This is a genomic window from Mycetohabitans rhizoxinica HKI 454, assembly GCF_000198775.1.
Lineage (GTDB): Bacteria > Pseudomonadota > Gammaproteobacteria > Burkholderiales > Burkholderiaceae > Mycetohabitans > Mycetohabitans rhizoxinica.
The window spans coordinates 1,498,911-1,516,476 of the sequence record NC_014722.1; the positions used below are offsets into that span (position 1 = coordinate 1,498,911).

Genomic DNA, 17,566 nt, shown 5'->3' on the forward strand with positions numbered 1-17,566 from the left:
CGGCGCGCTATTGAAACTGACTGTACGCGCCAGCGGTAAGCCGGCGCCCGACGATGACGCCGTCGCGCTCCAAGACCCACAGCGGGCGCCAGTCCGAAGCATGTACGTCGAACCAGTCGTGCCGGCTGTCGATACTGACGGGCTCTAGGTCAGCAGTCACCTGCCTAAATGAAATCGCCGAATTATAAATCGCGACGATCGCCGGCAGATCGGCGCGTGTCGCGACGTGATAGGGCGCTTGCGTCATGAGTTGCTCCCGAACAGGCTTCGATAATGGATAAACAGCTCCTCGAAAACCAATCGGCCATTCAGCGGATGCTGCTCTACGGCCCGTTGTTGCGTAATCCGCTTCAGACACTGGGCGACCTGCAAAGGCGTGGCACCTCGTGCCACATGCTCGAGCGCGTTACGGTGCGCTGGGAAGTAGCGTGGCTCGCCGCTCGTTTGCATGGTCAGCACGTCATAGAGCCAGCGTTGCAGCCAGCCGAGCACTGACGGCACCGGCACCTTTTGCAGGGCTTCGCCGCAGGCGAATGCGTCGCACGCCGGGCCGGCCGCAAGTTGCTCGAGCGTGAAGCGCTTGAGCGGTGCATGCTCGTCGCGGGCAACGGCCAGCGCGGCCAATGGTGCGCCGCCGGCTTCCGCGAGCGCCCCCACCGGATCGTCAATGGACTGGCCACGGAGCCAGTCCGAGGCACTCGCCGCGTCGGGCGTCGCCAGCGGCCATTGCCTGCAGCGGCTCACGATGGTCGGCAGTAAACGCTCCACGTTCGCGCTCACAAGCAGGAACACCACGCCGGACGGCGGCTCCTCCAGCGTCTTGAGCAGTGCGTTGGCTGCCGCCACGTTCAGTGCCTCGGCTGGGAACAGTACCACCACGCGCCGGCCACCGCGGTGTGAGCCAATACTGCAGAAATCGAGTAGCGCCCTGACCTGCTCGATCCTAATCTCCTTGCTTGGCGCCTTAGATTTCTTGCCGCTCGCGCTTGCGCCACCGTCGTCGCCTGTGCGCTCACCGTTGGCATTCTTGCCGGTATCGCTGTCCGCTTGCAGCGGCGTGGCCTCGGCGGCGAGAGCCTCGGGGCAGACGAGCCTGAAATCCGGGTGGTTGCGTTGCAGGAACCAGGTGCATGCGGCGCACTGCCCGCACGCGCTGGCGTCATCACGAGGCTGTTCGCACAATAAGCTCTGCGCGAGTTCTCGAGCGAAGTCCACCTTGCCGATGCCGGCCTGCCCGTACAGCAATAGCGCGTGAGGCCAATGTTCGCGCAGGGCCTGGATCCGCGTCCAGTCGTCGTATTGCCATGGATACGGCATTTTTTATCGATTAAAGGGTGAGGAGAATGGCTTCGAGCTGTTCGCGCACTTCGGCGATCGAGCATGTTGCATCGACGATCGCAAATCGCGCCGGGGCCTGCGCGGTGCGGCGCAGGTATTCGGCACGGGTGCGCGCGAAGAACGCGTCTGACTCGCTCTCGAACTTATCAGGTGCGCGAGCCCCGCCACGCCTTGCACTGGCAGTTTCGGTCGGCACGTCGAACAGCACGGTGCGATCCGGTTGCAGCCCTGCCTGCACCCATTGCTCGAGTACCTGCAATTTGTCGATCGACAAGCCGCGCCCGCCGCCCTGGTAGGCGAATGTCGCATCCGTGAAGCGATCAGACAGCACCCAGTCGCCGCGGGCAAGCGTCGGCTCGATCACCGCGGCGATATGCTCGCGACGCGCCGCGAACATCAGCAATGCCTCCGTTTCCAGATGCATCGGCTGGCGCAGCAGGATGTCCCGCAGCGCCTCGCCCAGCGGCGTGCCACCCGGCTCGCGCGTGACGATGACACTGGCGCCCTGCCGTGCGGCACGCTCGGACAGCCGGTCGCAAAACCACGTCAGGTGAGTTGTCTTGCCAGCGCCGTCGATCCCTTCGAACGTGATGAACTTGCCGCGCGGCCGGGGCCCGTTTTGGCGACTGGTTGTAATATCCATCATGTCACTGGCCCCTGATGTACTTGTCGACGGCCTTGTTGTGATCGCCGAGATTGTCGGAAAAATGACTACTGCCGTCGCCGCGCGCGACGAAGTACAACGCGCTGCTGACAGCCGGGTGCAGCGCGGCTTCCAGCGACGCGTTGCCAGGCAGCGCGATTGGCGTGGGCGGAAGCCCGCCGCGCATATAGGTATTGTACGGGGTGTCAGTCTGCAAGTCCTGCTTGCGCAACCGGCCAGCGTACGATGTGCCAAGCCCGTAGATCACGGTCGGATCGGTTTGCAATGGCATCGACAGACGCAACCGGTTGACAAATACCGCAGCCACCAGCGGCCGGTCTTGTGCGAGGCCAGTCTCCTTCTCGACGATCGAGGCCATTTTCAGCGCATCGTAGGGTGTCGCATAGGGCAGCCCTAGCGCGCGCCCCTCCCATGCCTGCTGCACCCGTAGATGCATCAACCGGTATGCGCGGCGGTAAATGTCCAGGTCGCTGGTGTTCTTGTCGAACAGGTACGTATCTGGGAAGAACAGGCCCTCAGGCTCTTGCGCAGGCGCACCTTGCAGCGCCGGCATGTGGCGAGCGGGCGGCGATGCTGGCGGCGTGCCCGCCGCGTGTGGGTCGGTGGGTGCGACGTCGGCCAAGATCGCGCGCATCAATTGCGCGTCGCTGAGCGCAGCGGAATCATGGCGCAACGCCGGGTGCGCGTTAATCTCGTCGCGCATGCGGCGAAACGTCCAGCCCTCGATGATCGTGACGACGTACTGGTTCACGTCGCCGCGCGCCACCTTCTGCAATACGCCGTATGGCGTGACCCCGGCCGAAAACGCGTAATTGCCGGACTTCAATTGTGAGGACAGGCCCAGCACACGGGCCATCAGCACGAACAAGCGCGGCTCGATGGGCACGCCATCGCGGCGTAATTGGACGGCGACGCTGCGCAGGCTGCTGCGCGGCTTGATCGTGACATCGAGCGGCGAAGGCGTGATCTGAAGAGGTGTGCGAGCCCAATACCAAACGGCGCCACACGCCGCGACGACGGCGACTGTCGCGGCGGCCGCCGTGGCGAACAACACTTTCTTAAACAGGGACATGTGAAACAGGGCTGAACAAGACTCAATATAACACAATGAAGCTATTAAGCCGTATCCCGCGACGGTAGGTGGATTCGGCGGCTATGTTTGTGTTTGTACCTTTGGCGCGCCTACTATGAACACGTAAACTATGGATTGGTACACGGCAGTCCCTCATCTATGGCACAGGGTTTCAACGACGCACCAGTCGCTCCTTCCACTTCATCGATTTTACCGCCTTAAGTCCAGTACGAATTACCAAGATCGATTGAGTGCCTTATCGCAGGAAAGCACACAGTCTATACCATGCATTTTGCATAAATTCCATAATCTGCGAATCCCAACAATCTGCAGATCTGCTAGACATACAAGCATTGGCCAGGCGGCATGAGGCGAAGACTCACAGGTCAGCCCTCAGTGTATGCACTGTTCATAGTGGCTTTACGGACCGCAATTTTGTCCCAGAAGTCGATTAAACCCAATGTTTCGCCACATCAAAGTCATTAAATATAGAATACTCGTTCCGACAGTTTCAGCGAAAAGCGCTGGTCTCGTAGTCCTCGACAAAGGACAACAGAATTTCTAACTGTTTACCTTCTAGGGTGTTGGATGCAGAATCAACTTACCAGCGCGGCAATAGCTTTCAGCACTTCACTGTAATCTTGTTCAGTGTGAATCGGACGAATTTCTATCTTGTTAATCCAATTCCACCGTTGCGACAAAAAATGCGACGCGCTGACGATCATAGACCGTCATACATGCTCGCAGTGCGCGAAACACTACATCGCTTCGCGCCTGGAGACAGCATATAACGATTTCTACATTATAAAAATTCGCTACAGATCAACGTTTACCATGAACAACGGACCAGCAAGTGAGCCATGCGCAAAATCGAATCTCAGGAAAGCAACATACAGGACCTATCTGCCACTCGTGACAATACCAGCGTACCTTCGTCTCCAAAGGCTGTCGCGAAGCCGCATTCGCCGGTAGCGCAAGACTTAATTCAAGAAGCATTAATCCGCCATCCAAGCGTTCGCCTCGAACAAACAGCGTGCTATCACAGCGCAACGTCGCAACAACACAAGCGGTAGACAACACTGCACGGGGAAGCCGAGCAATCACGATAAGTGAACCGTTAGCTACAACAGGGCGAGTTTTAAATAGCAGATACTCCGCGCTTCTTGCTACGGGTAACCAAGGCATACCGGCCTCCGACCTATGCAGACGATCCAGCTTGGACCATGCAATCCGCTCCGCAGCCCAAGCTGAACAAGCCGCCTTTATTGTCAATACTATTGTTTCCTACGATCAGTTGGCCGACCTGCCAGCCGTGGTCCGCGCCATGGTAGACGGGCTTGAAAAAAATGATAACAAGAGAATTGCGCTTGTCGTGGGTGTCAATGCGCCTGAAAAAGATCAACAGGCCATGGAGCGTGCCATCGAAAAAGTATCCCAGTTAGTTGACAAGTATCCATTTTCTATCGCGTTGTTGCCAAATACATTTAGGAACAGAAAAAATGAAAAATTTCCTTACGGCAAGATGCGTAATGACGTCCTCCATTCCGCCGAAACAAAGGCATTAACCCAATATTTCATGGGCCAAAACCTGCATCCATATATCTCAGTGCAAGACTTCGATAGTAGTTCCCGACGGGTCGGTAATGATAATGGAAAACACGTCTTTCACACGATTGATAAGATGCTGAGCTTCGAACTAGAAGAAGGGATAGAGACGAAACCGGGCAAACAAGCTGCGGAAGCGTCCACACCAGCCCAAAAAACACGCGAGCAAGGCATGAACTTAGAGCACTCAGATGTTGGCCCCTCAAGTACGCAGAAAAAGGGGAAAGGCGGTTTGGCTTTTTTGCCGCTCATGATCGCCGGTGGCTACCGAGCAAACCGAGAGGGTTTGATTGCTCGTACCAGAGCAAGGCTGGATGCGGGCAATGTCGATGAGCGTCATTTAGAGAATCATGTGTCAACCAAAGTTTTGCCAAAGATTGAAGCAGATATGGCAGCTCGGCACGCTTATTCGCAGCTCGATCCACTGCTGCCCTATGCGCCCGAGCCAAATCTTTTTTTAGACGCTACCGCGGCTCTTGGCACGAGTCCTACTGGTCGTACGCTTCGATTTGGGGAGGGACGGTCTGAATTTACCGAAATGGCAAAAAATGTCAGTCGGTTTGCCGCCGACGAATTACAAACTCTTTTTTCAGCACGCCTTCTTTCAGGAGCAGCCGCGTTGGCTGCGGGAGGTAAAATGGAGACTGACCCAAGCATGCCGAGCACACCCAGGATGTTCGGACAAAATTGTCAATCGATTCGCAAAACAATCGGCATCCCTTTCGCGGCGTTAATATTTTAGTTGACTATGCCAAACTGAACGTCGAAACCGATCTTTCCAGGCTTGCTGCTACCACGTTTCAAGGAAAAAAATTTCCCCAAAATCACACCGGACTGACAACGGTCGTCGATCGTTTTTACAACACCAAACCCGACAAGCACGGCAGCAAAGCAAGTGATGCACAGAAGGATTTTGCTTCAATCCTTCCCCGAATCAATCTAGCCGCCCCTAAGCTTGACATTAAAGTCAAAATTGGAAAAAAATGAGTGAAGCGCTATCGGTGCCTTACGACAAGCCTTTTTCTGGGATGCACTATGGCATTCAAGAGGAAAAACACCGATCGTTCTTGTATCAAGTCGCCATCGAAGAGACGCGTAGAACGTTTGTTGATAAATCGACTATCGCAGGTCTGAAATGTATAGATTCTACCAAAGTCCTCGACAGGTTAGAAAAAATACTTTTCAGCGGTAGAATATGGAAGAAGTTTGGTCATGACTTATTAGAGCATGTTATGCGCTTTTCTCAATGGGTACAGCATAAGTGCGTTCGACAGTGAATTGTCCATGCGATGGCCGTTGAAGTTAAATTTAACTCGCCTAGACCAACTCAGACATCATGGGCCCACTAGCATTCGGCAAGTGCGACAAAAAGCGTTTAAAAGTGCTTAAATGCCGCTAGAACAACTTAAGTAGAAAAAATAATAAGCATACCTTAAAATATTTACAGCAGATCTGAGCGCAATTTGTCATTTTAAATATAAAAAATATGGAAAATAGCAAAATTGTATTAATATAGATAAATTTTCATCGATGGCAAAATTTCAATGAACCGTGAACGTGCCTGCTCAGAGAATCGATTGCGCTTTATAAATGACATAATGCTGTCCACGGCAATTCTCCAATTATCCTCTCTTAATGAAGATGTCACGCCCATCGCTTTAATTTCGTTAAGAAATTCAAATAATTTCGCCTCTTCAGTGCCATCCAGCAAACCTAACGCTCGCTGCCACACTCGCTTTGCGAGCATGTCATCCATATGAAAGACACGATCGAGCAGCCCGCTCGCCGCTTGCACGCGCTGCGCAAGTGGCACACGCTCAAGACCAAACTCCAACAGCTGAAATTCTTCAGCATAGCGATCTAATGGCAACACAGTAAATCCAGCCGGCAAGCGGTATAGCGCAATCCCCCATTGTTCATCCGGCAGTGACATCGCCAAGTTGCGCATCTCCGCATAGCGGATAGATTGCTCTGTTTCTGGCAGCGCCAATACAGCAGCCGCCATCGCACCAACCGGTGCGCCTTGATGAGACGGAGACAGCTGTAGCACTCGTTCTCGTAATATCGCATACAGCTCGGAGGTTTTTGTGCTTGGATAGCCGTTAGCCTCATCGAAATCGCACAGCATCGTCGATAACACTGTAATTATCTCAGCTTGCCGAGCGTCGCCCAAATAGGGAAGCTGGGCTAGAAGTGCCTCGTAGCCTTCAAGGTATTCAGGTGCACCACCCGGGAAACAGGTAAGCTGATCTGCAAGCTCTGGCCAAACGTTTTCGTCATCCGGCCTACGTTTTTGTGCCATTGCCATAACAAAGTCGAATAATTCGAATTGTTCGTCGTCGGGAAAGCTGCTCAGCATGGCAGTCATTGCCTTTTGTATCTGCACCCCTTCTTTCGGGATGCGATCCGCAGCCATGAACAATCGCTTAAAGGCCTCAGCTTGGTCGGCTTCCGGCAGCGCTTGCAGACGCTGGCGCAACGCTTCAATTGGTTCAATGTGCTGCGCCGGCTCGCTGAGCGTGCCGTCCATCTCCTCGAGCAGCTTTTCGACTGACGCGAGGCTCACGGCCTGGCTCGCCCGTTGCCAATAGCTGTAGATTCGCCGCCGGCTTTGCATTGCATGATAAGTACGACGATCAACTGTTGAAAAATTTTTCACATCTTGAACGGGCACGTTGTCACCGATTCGCGCAATCAATTCGAGCGGCAGCTCGTAGTACGTCGTGGGCCGCTTGACCGGTAGGTCAACTAAAATGCCGCTTGGCGGTTTCAGTGGCGCGGTGGGTTGCGGGTAGGCTTTCGACGCACAGATAAAGGCGCGGGAGTCGTTTAAAGCGGCATTCAAATCGAAGTCCATCGGTCAGCTCAGTAATATATAGACGCAATGGGAAGCGATGCAGTGCAGCAGGTTAACCGAAAGCAGGCAGATTAGCAGATTAATACGCAGCGATTTCTACGCTTTTGGCGGATAACGTGATGTCAATGCGCAATCGTTGGCCGCTGTGCAACGGGATCCACAATGAAGTCGAGGCTCCACGTATCATTGGCCGCAGTCGCTTTTACTTGCAGCCTGATTTGTCTGGGCGCGTCGCGTGTGGTTCGGCTTGTATCGAAGCGGTAACCCTTGCCCGCGGCACAGTCTGTACACCACCTTCCTGCTGACCGGGTCCTCTCTCGCTGCAGAAGCACGTGAATTTTGCAGTAGCCGTAACGCACACGGCTCATCGCGGTCTCTCGTATGCGCTGGCGCATAGCCGTGTACGAGAATGTTCACACGCCTAATGTGACATGTTATTGGCAAGCATTGTCGATATGACTAGGTAGATTGCCATACAATCGGTAAATTCAGTTGTTTCTCGCCACAGTAGGCGGGCTCAGCCGTCATGCCTGTATCTTTGATGTGGCCAGGGCTTGGTCCCTTTTCTCCACCCCATCGTTTTCACCGCCCAAGTATCCTCAAATACGCGTACTGATCCACCTGTGTGTACTCTAAATGTGAGCAACCGATGCCAACAATGGGAAGCGCTGTTGCGTCAGTGGCAACCGACTGTCTCTGGCCGTACTGCACATACGTAGCGCTGAAGCGCGTGCAGCTTGTCTATCCCACTGTTCGTCGGCTGCGACGCCACCGCCCGCGTCGCTAATTGCGACATTGGCATTGTGTATGTTACTGCCTGGGTGTGATGCGTTTAGAAAAACCAGTGTTTGAGGTACCTGTATGTGCCCGTCCATTAGCGTGAAAGCGCCATGTGATGCTGCCGCCTTGTGGACCTATACTGGACGTGCTCATAAGCCTAGGGTCATCCACCTACTTAATTGCATAAATAACTTTTTCTGGCTTCCGTTGTGAGCTTGCAATTGTAACATCAATTAATTTTACTTTGGAAAAACCTACACTGGCGACCCGTGCTGCAATATCATTAAGCGAATGATGCCAAAAAGCAGGTGCCGATTTTGCTCCACCTATCCGGCTATCATGATACTCAGGCTCACCAATAAAAACGATACTCTTGCCATTTGAATAAGCAATTTGTTGAGTATTTTTTATGTCGTATAGAGGAACGCTAAAAATTAAGGCCCCACCTTTGCGCAAAACACGTAAACATTCTTTGTATCCCTTTATATCATTTGGCACATGCTCAAATACTTGATTGGACGTAACGAGATCAATACTATTATCATCAAAAGTTAAATTTTGCACATCTTGATTCAAGTATCCATTAACCATCTCACCCAATTTATGATCAGGAAAAAATTCACTGGAAATTACTGTATCAAAGTTTTTTTCTAGCCAATGAAGCGTGCTACCGTAAATAGATAACTCATAGGCGATACGGCCTGAATATTCACCACCGCAGTGAGATTTGACGACTGGAATAAGAGATAAATTGGTGATGTTTGCCATGCATTTTAAGCATCTTGTCATAAAAGGACTTGGCTTTATAGAAACAAATATGCTTCGCCCGCATAGAGGGCAGTCACCAAGGGAGAATTTCCACTTATAAGGCGCATCCGCCCAACCCAAATAACGGATTATTGAAGTTAGTCGTTTTGGCAGAATTTCTGAAATTTTTCTTGGCATCATTCTCGTTTCCTTGGTTTTCTCTAAATTATGCAAACTAAATTTTTTCACGCCATTCATTGCAATCAATATTTTACATAAAATTACTATTATTCAAGATGGATTTGTATTCATCGGTTGCATATGCTCGGCTCAAATCTTAATACACACTAAAAGCGCAACGCTGATTGGCCGGGCTTTCTCACCACTGTCGCCATTTACTACGATCGTGTGAGAATGATTTCCAGCGTCGCCAATGCCAACGTTGTGGGTGTGATTGTTGGCATCAATGATGCCATATTCCACAGGGCCGGGTAGGCGGTACGAGACACACCTGATTTGTAGTCAACTTGTCCACGTACGCCTGATGCGGGAAGCCAGGCAAAGGCATAGCTCGCCACGATCATCGTACAGCCTCTGCAAATGCACCTGTTTTCTAGACAAAGGGGCTTGCGCATCGCCCAACCTTGCACGATACTTGTATCATCCTGTCCAAAGAGCATAGCGCCATGGCCCTTTCAATTCGACTGCCCGGCGATGTGGAAGCCCGGCTGAAGAACCTGGCCGAACTGACCGGGCGTACCAAGAGCTTTTACATCACCGAGGCGATCTGCGAACATCTCGACGACCTCGAAGATTTGTACCTGGCTGAGCATGAGCTTGAAGCGATACGTGCGGGAAAATCCGAAACCGCACCGCTCGAAGAAGTGATGAAACACTATGGCATGGAAGGTTGAGCTATCAAGTCTGGCACGCAAAAACCTTAAGGAACTTAACCCGCAACATGCTCGCCGTATTCTGGCCTTCCTACATGAGCGTGTGTCCGTACTGGACGACCCTCGCAGCATTGGCGAAGCCCTCAAAGGTTCGCGCTTGAGGGCTTTCTGGAAATACCGTGTCGGGGATTGCAGAATTATTGCTAATATCGAGGACAGCGCTTTGCGCATTCTCGTTGTTCGAATCGGAAACCGCCGCGAGGTGTACCGATGAGCAGCAAAGCGAATCAAAGTTTCAGACCTGCTCCCGATCCCGCACCAAGCGATGTGAGGCCGCATACGCACTCTCCCGCACCCGGCGCACGGCTTTAAAAAACCCATGCGCGAGTAGAACGGATTTATCGCCGCAAACCTGAGCGCGTCAGACCGCTGCGATAATCAATCTATGGCGCATGGCCCATTCTATGGCACAAGGCATCTAGTCCGGGATGGCTGAAAGCCTTGCTGGACGTGCCATTGGCGAGCATCGCCAATATAGCCATAAAGCATATAATACCTGCTTGCCTAAGCCAAAGTCAGAATGGACAACGCAGCTTGAACATGAACACATCCTCTAAGGTTACCGGGCCAGGTGATGGCGATGCCGGTCGTGACGCCAACGCGCTGGCGCGCGTGGACACCGACGCGTTCACCGCGCTTCACGCTGAACGAGGCGCTTATATGGTGCTCGACCAGTTCAGCGTGATAGACGTGCACGGTGACGACGCAGCCAGCTTCCTGCACGGCCAACTGACCAACGATATTCAAACGCTGGAAGCAGGCAGTGTGCGGCTGGCCGGCTTCTGCTCGCCCAAGGGGCGGCTGCTCGCCACGCTACTGGTTTGGCGTGCTGGCGACGCGGTGCGCATGCTGGTTTCCGCGGACCTGGCTGCGCCGCTTCAGAAGCGATTGTCGATGTTCGTGCTGCGCGCCAAGGCGCGGCTGACCAACACCACCGACGACCTTGCCGTGGTCGGCTTTGCCGGCGACGTGCGGGCCGCGCTATCGCAGTGCTTCGAGGCATTGCCCGACGGTGTACACGTCAAGATTGACACGGCCTGCGGGGAATTGATCCGCGTGCCGGATGCGAACGGCGTGCCACGTTTCTTGTGGGTCGGGCCGAGGGCCGCAGTCGATGCGAAGCTTGCCGCACTGAATGCGACGCATCGCGCGCGACGGGCCGTCCCCGCACTGTGGGACTGGCTTGATATCCGCGCGGGCGAGCCGCGTGTGAATGCCGCGACGAGCGAGCAGTTCGTGCCGCAAATGATTAAATTTCGAACTCGTCGGTGGCATCAACTTTCGCAAGGGCTGCTATCCTGGGCAGGAAGTGGTCGCCCGTTCTCAGTATCGCGGCACGATCAAGCGCCGCACGGTGCTGGCGCACACCGCGCAGGCGCACGCCGGCGTCGAGGTGTTTCATTCGGAGGACCCTAACCAACCGTGCGGGATGGTCGTCAATGCCGCCGCGGCCCCCGAGGGCGGTGTCGATTGCCTGGTCCAGCTCAAGCTTGGCGCACTCGATACCGGTTCAGTCCACGTCGGGTCCCCCCACGGCCCGACGCTGGCGTTCCTCCCCCTGCCGTACCCGTTGCCGGCGCAAACGCCTTGAGCGGCCCGTCGCAGCGGCAAACGGACTGCGGTCCATGTCGGGCGCCGTCGCGATGTGTCTGATCGTATTCGACTGGCGCCCCGATGTCCACGCAGACGGCGCGGCGCTGCTCACGTTGGCCGCGCATCGAAGCCGAGCGTCTCAACGACGTAGCGGCACTTGTCCGCGCCTCCCGCGATGCCGATTGCGCGTGCGCCGCTCAGCTTGGCCAACTGGCCGACGACACTGCCGACTGCGCCGCTGGCCGCGCTGACCACCACTGTGCTGCCCGGTTGGGGCGCAATGATCCGGTTCAGCCCGTACCAGGCGGTGACGCCCGGCATGCCGACCGGGCCGAGATAGGCGGACAATGGCACGCGCGTGTCGTCGATCTTTTCCATGCCAGTGCCATCCGACGTGCCATATTCCTGCCAGCCGAACTTCGCCAGCACCTTGTCACCGACGTGCCATTGCGGATGGGTCGATTCCACGACCTCGCCGACCGTGCCGCCGAGCATGACCTGGTCCAGCGGCTGCGGCAGCGCGTACGATTTCGCGTCGCTCATGCGGCCGCGCATGTACGGATCGAGAGACAGGTAGTGATTGCGCACGCGAACTTGGCCAGGCGCGAGAAATTCCAGCGGGGTTTGCACGAGCCGGAAATTCTCGTGCGACGGCTCTGCGGCCGGACGCGACACCAGCCAAATCTGGCGATTCACTGCTGCTGGATTTGATGCACTCGTGATCTTTGTCCTGGATGGGTGAAAGTCAGTCGTGCGCCGGCGCCGGGTCGGCGTCCGGCACAGCCGGTTGCGGCACCACCCGCTGGTGGGTGATCTCACGACCCACGGCCAATGCGCTCAGGTACTTGAACGTGCCCAGCGCCTTGGCAACGAAGCGTCCGTCGCTATCGTGCACCTCACCCTCACAATAAGCCATCGTCGCGGAGCGGTGCAGCACCCGCGCCCGGGCCCGAAGTTCGCCACGTCCAGGTTGCATGAAGTTGGTCTTCATCTCGACGGTGACCACGCCCGCGCCGCTGCTCAACGAGCGCGCGGCCAGTGCTAGGCCCGCGTCGAGCAGCGTCATTATCACGCCGCCGTGCGCGACGTCCCATGTATTCAAATGCAACGCTGTGAGCGGCAGTACCATCTCGCTGCGCCCGTGCGCCGCATGGACGAGCCGCACGCCCAGATGGTCTGCGAATGGACTGCTCAGCGCTTGCACCGCGGCCGGCGGTGTGTCGTTCGCTACGGGCACGGCATCAGGCTGTATATCAAGCTTCATAGTCAATGCACTGCCGCGCGTCGCGCACACTCGCCACAAACGCCTTGATTTTCTCGTGCTCGGGATGCACTGCGTAGGCTTCAAGCGCGGCCTTGTTATCGAACTCGGACACGAGTACCACATCATAGGTCGCCTCGAGCCCCGGCGTCGCGACGCCGACCTCGAAGCGGCGAATGCCGGGCACGATGTTCCGACAGCCTTCGAGCAGCGCTTTCAGCCGGACTGCGTTCGTTGCGCGGTCCGCACCTTCGGCTTGCTCCTTCAATTTCCACATGACAATATGTTTCAGCACATCTGCCTCCTTGAACGCTGATCCGACAATTGAACCCGTATTGCATCACGACGCGGTGATCATCGCGTCGCGGGGGCGGACCAGCAAGCCCGCCATTTTGCCTCTGATCGGCGTTTCTGTCGCATGCCGCCGCGCGGCGGCCGCGTGACCGTCATCGTGCATTGGTGGCCCGTCGATGCGCTAGGACACGATTTTGACATCGCCGACATGCCGCGCTATATGCGCGATCAACGACGAGATCCACAACGAACTATCCGCCACCTAAACGCACTATCTGTCATCTGGCACAGCAACGGTGCGCATCGGGCGTTTCCTGATGTGTTTCGATTCATCAGTACAAACGTGGGCGACGGCATTGTCGTGCCCACAGCTCGCCAGGGATCGGCAAGCGGGCGAGGGACGATCTACAATAGAGGCTAATACGACACCGGAGCGCTCATGGCGTTTTCCCAAAGCGGCACCGTTGTTCACGAACAGCCGGCATTTGCGGGCGCAATCGATCTGAATCGGCCCGGCGCGTTCTCCCAACTCGGCACGCAGTTCCTCACGCGGCAAAGCGCCACGCCGTTGCCTGATCCGTATGTGGTCGCTGTTTCCACCGACCTCGCGCACGAACTCGGCTTGGGCGCCACGGCACTGACCGATCCCGCGTTCGCTGACTACTTCTGCGGTAATCTGACGCAATACCTGGAGCACGCGGCGTTGCCCTTCGCCAGCGTGTATTCTGGCCACCAGTTCGGCGTCTGGGCCGGCCAACTCGGCGACGGACGCGCGTTGACGCTCGGCGAGACCGAGCATCGCGGACAGCGCCAGGAAATACAGATCAAGGGCGGTGGTCGGACCCCCTACTCACGCACGGGCGATGGCCGGGCGGTGCTGCGCTCGTCGATCCGCGAATTCCTGTGCTCGGAGGCGATGCACTGTCTCGGCATTCCGACCACGCGCGCGTTGTGTGTGATCGGCTCGGACACACCAGTCTACCGCGAGACGGTAGAAACGGCGGCGGTCACGACGCGTGTCGCGCCGACATTCATTCGGTTTGGCCATTTCGAGCACTTTTATTCGACTGGACAAGTGGAGGCGTTGCGTCGGCTCGCAGACCATGTGATCGAGCGTGAATTCCCGTCTTGCCGCGACGCGCAGGATCCCTATCTCGCATTGCTGACGGCCGTCTGCGAGCGCACGGCTGCGTTGATAGCGCATTGGCAGGCGGTGGGTTTCTGCCATGGCGTAATGAATACGGACAACATGTCGATCATTGGACTGACGATCGACTATGGGCCGTTCGGCTTCATCGACGGCTTCGACGCAAACCATATCTGCAACCACTCTGACACGTCCGGGCGATATGCGTACCAGCAACAGCCGCACGTGGGCCGCTGGAATCTGATTTGTCTGGCGCAGGCGCTCGTGCCACTGATCGGCGCACACCGGGGCACGGCCGGGGATGAGCGTGCGATCGCGGATGCACGCGATGCACTGCAAGGGTACCAGGCTCACTTCGGCCCGGCACTGGAGGCGCGCTTCCGTGCCAAGCTGGGACTGGCCACGGCCGAGCCGGACGATGTCGCGTTAATTAATCGTCTGTTGGCGCTCATGCACGCGAACCACGCGGATTTCACATTGACCTTCCGGCGCATGGCCGGTGTGTGTCAGCACGATGCTTCCGGTGACGCACCCGTGCGTGACTTGTTCGTCGATCGCGCGGCGTTCGATGCATGGGCGGCCACTTATCGACAGCGCCTGAAAACCGAGCCCGCAGACGACGCGACGCGTCGCGCAGCAATGAACCGCGTCAATCCGAAATACGTGCTACGCAACCATCTGGCTGAGCAGGCGGTCCGTGCAGCGAACGGAAAGGACTTCACCGAAATTGCACGGCTATTGCAGGTCTTGTCGCGCCCGTTCGACGAGCAACCCGAGTATGAGGCATACGCGGCTTTGCCGCCGGATTGGGCCGCCTCGCTTTCGGTGAGCTGTTCATCCTGAGCGGCTGCCGCGTCATGCGCGCAACTGCAGCTGCGGCAGCCGCACCGGTAACAGCGCCACGATCCGCGTGGTCGTCACTGGCAAGCGTGTCCACGCTCATTTATTAGCAGGAAGCTTCCATCATGGCTGATATCCCTCACCCTTCCCGTCCAACAGACCCAGCACACCCGGCCACGTCTGACACGGCAGGCGAGCCGCTCGCCGCGGCGGCGCCGCAGCATACGGTGCATAAGTCCGAGGCCGAGTGGCGCGAGCAACTCGCGCCGATAGCTTACGAAGTCACCCGCCGCGCGGCAACCGAGCGTCCGTTCACCGGCGAGTACTGGGATCACTGGGAACGCGGCGTCTATCATTGTGTTTGCTGCGGCACACCGCTGTTCGAATCATCAACGAAATTCGATGCAGGCTGCGGGTGGCCCAGCTACTTCAAGCCGATCCATGGCGAAGTCATGACTGAGAAGACGGACCGCTCGCATGGCATGCTGCGCGTCGAGGTGCGTTGCAAGGTGTGCGACGCGCACCTCGGGCACGTGTTCAACGACGGCCCCGCGCCCACCGGGCTGCGCTATTGCATCAACTCGGCTGCGTTACAATTCGACCCCAGCTAAACCGATGCCCGTTTGCCACAACCGCCACCATGAAACTCCTGTTTGACCTGCTACCGATCGCGCTTTTTTTCATTGCCTTTAAAGTATGGAACATCTATGTCGCGACCGGCGTGGCGATTGCCGCCGTGCTGGTGCAGGTGGCGTGGTCGGCGTTTCGCCATCGGCGCGTCGACCCGATGCTATGGGTGAGCCTGGCCATCGTCGTCGTATTTGGTGGTGCGACCCTGGTGCTGCATAACGACACGTTTATCAAGTGGAAGCCGACCGTGCTGTACTGGGCATTCTCGCTGGCGATGCTGTTTTCGCAATTTGTGCTGCGCAAGAACCTGATCCAGAAGGCCATGAGCGCGCAAATCAAGCTGCCCTCACCGGTCTGGGACCAGCTCAACGTTGCCTGGGCGCTGTTCTTCGCGGCGCTGGGTATCGCCAACCTGTTCGTCGCGTACCGGTTCTCGACCGATACCTGGGTCGACTTTAAGCTGTTCGGCACGACTGGCGCGATGCTTGTGTTCATCGTCGCGCAGAGCCTATGGCTCGCCCGGCACATGAAGGAAGAATAAGCCAATGACCGATGCATTCCTGACCACCTCGGCCGAGCAGCGCATCGCGCTGATCCGCGAGCGCCTGGGCGCCGCCCTGTCGCCGCTTGCGCTGGAGGTCCGCGACGACAGCGCACAGCATGCCGGACATGCCGGTGCGGCCGCCGGCGGCCACTATACGGTGACCATCGTTGCGGCCGCATTCGACAGCCGTACCCGGGTGGCCCGGCACCGGCTGGTGTATGATGCGCTCTCTGATGCGATGCAGCGCGGCATCCATGCGCTGTCGATCCATGCATACACGCCAGAAGAATTCCATTCGTCTCCCCGTTAGGATGTTCTGATGATCTTGAGAAAAGCCCGCTTGTGGGCCGCGCTCGCAGGTTGCGTGGCGGCACCCGCATTTGCCCAAAACATTGCCGTGGTTAATGGCACACCGATACCGAAAGCACGTGCCGACGCGCTGGTCAAGGAGCTGACGCGCCAAGGGCAACAGGACTCGCCGCAGCTGCAGGTGATGGTTCGCGAGGAGCTGGTCAATCGCGAGTTGCTGATGGAGGAAGCGCTGCGGCGTGGCATCGCAAACCGGCCCGACGTGAAAGCGCAGATTGCGCTGGCCGACCAGAGCGTTGTGATCCGCGCGCTGATCGACGATTTCCTGAAGAACAACAAGCCCAGCGACGACGAAATCAAGGCGCGCTATGAGCAGTTGATCAAGCAGGCCGGTGGCGGTAATGAGCTACACTTGCATCACATTCTGGTGCCGGACGAGCAGCAGGCGAAGGAGCTGATCGCCAAGATCAAGGCGGGTGCGAGCTTCGAGGACCTCGCGAAGCAACATTCGAAGGATCCGGGCTCGGCCAAGAACGGCGGAGACCTGGACTGGGCGAACCCGCAAAGCTATGTCCCCGAGTTCGCGGACGCAGCGGGCAAGCTGAAAAAGGGCGAGGTGACGTCAACGCCCGTTCATACGCAGTTCGGCTGGCATATCATCCGGCTCGACGACTCGCGCGCGATCCAGCCGCCGCCGCTGGACCAGGTCAAGGCGCAGGTTGCGCAACAGCTGACGCAGGAAAAGCTGCAGCAATTCAACGCCGAATTGCACAAGAACGCAAAGATTCAGTAATACGCGGTCCAGTAATACACAAAAGGCGCCGCCATGCCCGCGGCAGCGCATCCCAGCCTGCAAATGGCCGCCTAGTAGGCGGCCATTTGTCTATTCAACACCCCGTAACAAAGCGGCCGGCGCGCCGCGCGCGCGGCCA

General features: G+C 56.9%; 17 protein-coding genes and 3 pseudogenes. 11 read left to right on the top strand and 9 right to left on the bottom strand.

Features of this window, described 5'->3' with window-relative positions:
• Positions 1-49: 49 nt before the first annotated feature.
• The 4 genes and pseudogenes from RBRH_RS06980 to mltG all read right to left on the bottom strand — a co-directional run.
• A pseudogene (locus tag RBRH_RS06980) lies at positions 50-247 on the bottom strand (N-acetyltransferase family protein); the annotation flags it as partial.
• Entirely contained in the window at positions 244-1,317 is a 1,074-nt protein-coding gene (locus tag RBRH_RS06985; RefSeq protein ID WP_013435392.1) for a DNA polymerase III subunit delta', read from the bottom strand. The pseudogene RBRH_RS06980 and the gene RBRH_RS06985, both read right to left, overlap by 4 nt.
• 10 nt (positions 1,318-1,327) lie before the next feature.
• Positions 1,328-1,984, bottom strand: a complete 657-nt coding sequence (tmk, locus tag RBRH_RS06990) for a dTMP kinase (RefSeq protein ID WP_013435393.1) — start codon at positions 1,982-1,984, stop codon at positions 1,328-1,330.
• Between the two features lies 1 nt (position 1,985).
• Complete coding sequence (mltG, locus tag RBRH_RS06995; protein ID WP_041753554.1) at positions 1,986-3,074, bottom strand: endolytic transglycosylase MltG; 1,089 nt, start codon at positions 3,072-3,074, stop codon at positions 1,986-1,988.
• A gap of 1,216 nt (positions 3,075-4,290) precedes the next feature.
• Here mltG and RBRH_RS07000 point away from each other — a divergent pair.
• From RBRH_RS07000 to RBRH_RS18825, 3 genes are read left to right on the top strand one after another with little or no spacing between them, the layout of a single operon-like run.
• Positions 4,291-5,421 (top strand): hypothetical protein, encoded by a 1,131-nt coding sequence (locus tag RBRH_RS07000; protein WP_041753556.1) that lies wholly within the window; start codon positions 4,291-4,293, stop codon positions 5,419-5,421.
• Positions 5,367-5,666 carry a hypothetical protein gene (locus RBRH_RS18820; protein ID WP_013435397.1) on the top strand — a complete coding sequence of 100 codons (300 nt, stop codon included), beginning with the start codon at positions 5,367-5,369 and terminating at the stop codon, positions 5,664-5,666. Before RBRH_RS07000 ends, RBRH_RS18820 begins: the two co-directional genes overlap by 55 nt.
• Entirely contained in the window at positions 5,663-5,956 is a 294-nt protein-coding gene (locus RBRH_RS18825) for a hypothetical protein (protein WP_013435398.1), read from the top strand. The genes RBRH_RS18820 and RBRH_RS18825 overlap by 4 nt, the downstream gene beginning before the upstream one ends.
• Positions 5,957-6,186: 230 nt before the next feature.
• Here RBRH_RS18825 and RBRH_RS07005 read toward each other — a convergent pair whose 3' ends face one another.
• Positions 6,187-7,536 carry a hypothetical protein gene (locus RBRH_RS07005; RefSeq protein ID WP_013435400.1) on the bottom strand — a complete coding sequence of 450 codons (1,350 nt, stop codon included), beginning with the start codon at positions 7,534-7,536 and terminating at the stop codon, positions 6,187-6,189.
• A gap of 951 nt (positions 7,537-8,487) precedes the next feature.
• Positions 8,488-9,321, bottom strand: coding sequence for a class I SAM-dependent methyltransferase (locus RBRH_RS17170; protein WP_083813446.1), 834 nt, complete (start codon positions 9,319-9,321; stop codon positions 8,488-8,490).
• A 428-nt stretch (positions 9,322-9,749) separates the two neighbouring features.
• Here RBRH_RS17170 and relB point away from each other — a divergent pair, with 428 nt between their 5' ends.
• From relB to ygfZ, 3 genes and pseudogenes are all read left to right on the top strand, one after another.
• Positions 9,750-9,977, top strand: coding sequence for a type II toxin-antitoxin system RelB family antitoxin (gene relB / locus RBRH_RS07010; RefSeq protein ID WP_041753558.1), 228 nt, complete (start codon positions 9,750-9,752; stop codon positions 9,975-9,977).
• Positions 9,961-10,230: a type II toxin-antitoxin system RelE family toxin gene (locus RBRH_RS17175; protein WP_013435405.1), complete on the top strand. Its 270-nt coding sequence runs from the start codon at positions 9,961-9,963 to the stop codon at positions 10,228-10,230. The genes relB and RBRH_RS17175 overlap by 17 nt, the downstream gene beginning before the upstream one ends.
• Before the next feature lie 360 nt (positions 10,231-10,590).
• Positions 10,591-11,607, top strand: a pseudogene (ygfZ, locus tag RBRH_RS07015) (CAF17-like 4Fe-4S cluster assembly/insertion protein YgfZ).
• A gap of 122 nt (positions 11,608-11,729) precedes the next feature.
• Here ygfZ and RBRH_RS07020 read toward each other — a convergent pair.
• From RBRH_RS07020 to RBRH_RS07030, 3 genes and pseudogenes are all read right to left on the bottom strand, one after another.
• Positions 11,730-12,332, bottom strand: a pseudogene (locus tag RBRH_RS07020) (NADP-dependent oxidoreductase); the annotation flags it as partial.
• A 22-nt stretch (positions 12,333-12,354) separates the two neighbouring features.
• Complete coding sequence (locus RBRH_RS07025; protein WP_083813447.1) at positions 12,355-12,873, bottom strand: PaaI family thioesterase; 519 nt, start codon at positions 12,871-12,873, stop codon at positions 12,355-12,357.
• Positions 12,863-13,165 carry a Dabb family protein gene (locus RBRH_RS07030; RefSeq protein ID WP_013435410.1) on the bottom strand — a complete coding sequence of 101 codons (303 nt, stop codon included), beginning with the start codon at positions 13,163-13,165 and terminating at the stop codon, positions 12,863-12,865. Before RBRH_RS07030 ends, RBRH_RS07025 begins: the two co-directional genes overlap by 11 nt.
• 438 nt (positions 13,166-13,603) lie before the next feature.
• Between RBRH_RS07030 and RBRH_RS07040 the strand changes: the two genes are divergently transcribed.
• From RBRH_RS07040 to RBRH_RS07060, 5 genes are all read left to right on the top strand, one after another.
• Positions 13,604-15,154, top strand: a complete 1,551-nt coding sequence (locus RBRH_RS07040; RefSeq protein WP_013435412.1) for a protein adenylyltransferase SelO — start codon at positions 13,604-13,606, stop codon at positions 15,152-15,154.
• Positions 15,155-15,276: 122 nt separating this feature from the next.
• Positions 15,277-15,762, top strand: coding sequence for a peptide-methionine (R)-S-oxide reductase MsrB (gene msrB / locus RBRH_RS07045; RefSeq protein ID WP_013435414.1), 486 nt, complete (start codon positions 15,277-15,279; stop codon positions 15,760-15,762).
• A 29-nt stretch (positions 15,763-15,791) separates the two neighbouring features.
• Entirely contained in the window at positions 15,792-16,322 is a 531-nt protein-coding gene (locus tag RBRH_RS07050) for a septation protein A (RefSeq protein ID WP_041753560.1), read from the top strand.
• A 4-nt stretch (positions 16,323-16,326) separates the two neighbouring features.
• Positions 16,327-16,635, top strand: a complete 309-nt coding sequence (locus RBRH_RS07055; RefSeq protein ID WP_013435416.1) for a BolA family protein — start codon at positions 16,327-16,329, stop codon at positions 16,633-16,635.
• Positions 16,636-16,644: 9 nt separating this feature from the next.
• Positions 16,645-17,427, top strand: coding sequence for a peptidylprolyl isomerase (locus RBRH_RS07060; RefSeq protein ID WP_013435417.1), 783 nt, complete (start codon positions 16,645-16,647; stop codon positions 17,425-17,427).
• Positions 17,428-17,566: the final 139 nt, after the last annotated feature.

Bases quoted from the DNA above. Each gene is read 5' to 3' on its own strand.
- RBRH_RS07005 (WP_013435400.1), bottom strand. From the start codon at position 7,536: ATGGACTTCGATTTGAATGCCGCTTTAAACGACTCCCGCGCCTTTATC.
- RBRH_RS07040 (WP_013435412.1), top strand. From the start codon at position 13,604: ATGGCGTTTTCCCAAAGCGGCACCGTTGTTCACGAACAGCCGGCATTT.
- RBRH_RS07025 (WP_083813447.1), bottom strand. From the start codon at position 12,873: ATGAAGCTTGATATACAGCCTGATGCCGTGCCCGTAGCGAACGACACA.
- RBRH_RS18825 (WP_013435398.1), top strand. From the start codon at position 5,663: ATGAGTGAAGCGCTATCGGTGCCTTACGACAAGCCTTTTTCTGGGATG.
- RBRH_RS06985 (WP_013435392.1), bottom strand. From the start codon at position 1,317: ATGCCGTATCCATGGCAATACGACGACTGGACGCGGATCCAGGCCCTG.
- RBRH_RS17175 (WP_013435405.1), top strand. From the start codon at position 9,961: ATGGCATGGAAGGTTGAGCTATCAAGTCTGGCACGCAAAAACCTTAAG.
- RBRH_RS17170 (WP_083813446.1), bottom strand. From the start codon at position 9,321: ATGAATGGCGTGAAAAAATTTAGTTTGCATAATTTAGAGAAAACCAAG.
- RBRH_RS07050 (WP_041753560.1), top strand. From the start codon at position 15,792: ATGAAACTCCTGTTTGACCTGCTACCGATCGCGCTTTTTTTCATTGCC.
- RBRH_RS07060 (WP_013435417.1), top strand. From the start codon at position 16,645: ATGATCTTGAGAAAAGCCCGCTTGTGGGCCGCGCTCGCAGGTTGCGTG.
- tmk (WP_013435393.1), bottom strand. From the start codon at position 1,984: ATGATGGATATTACAACCAGTCGCCAAAACGGGCCCCGGCCGCGCGGC.
- mltG (WP_041753554.1), bottom strand. From the start codon at position 3,074: ATGTCCCTGTTTAAGAAAGTGTTGTTCGCCACGGCGGCCGCCGCGACA.
- relB (WP_041753558.1), top strand. From the start codon at position 9,750: ATGGCCCTTTCAATTCGACTGCCCGGCGATGTGGAAGCCCGGCTGAAG.
- msrB (WP_013435414.1), top strand. From the start codon at position 15,277: ATGGCTGATATCCCTCACCCTTCCCGTCCAACAGACCCAGCACACCCG.
- RBRH_RS07055 (WP_013435416.1), top strand. From the start codon at position 16,327: ATGACCGATGCATTCCTGACCACCTCGGCCGAGCAGCGCATCGCGCTG.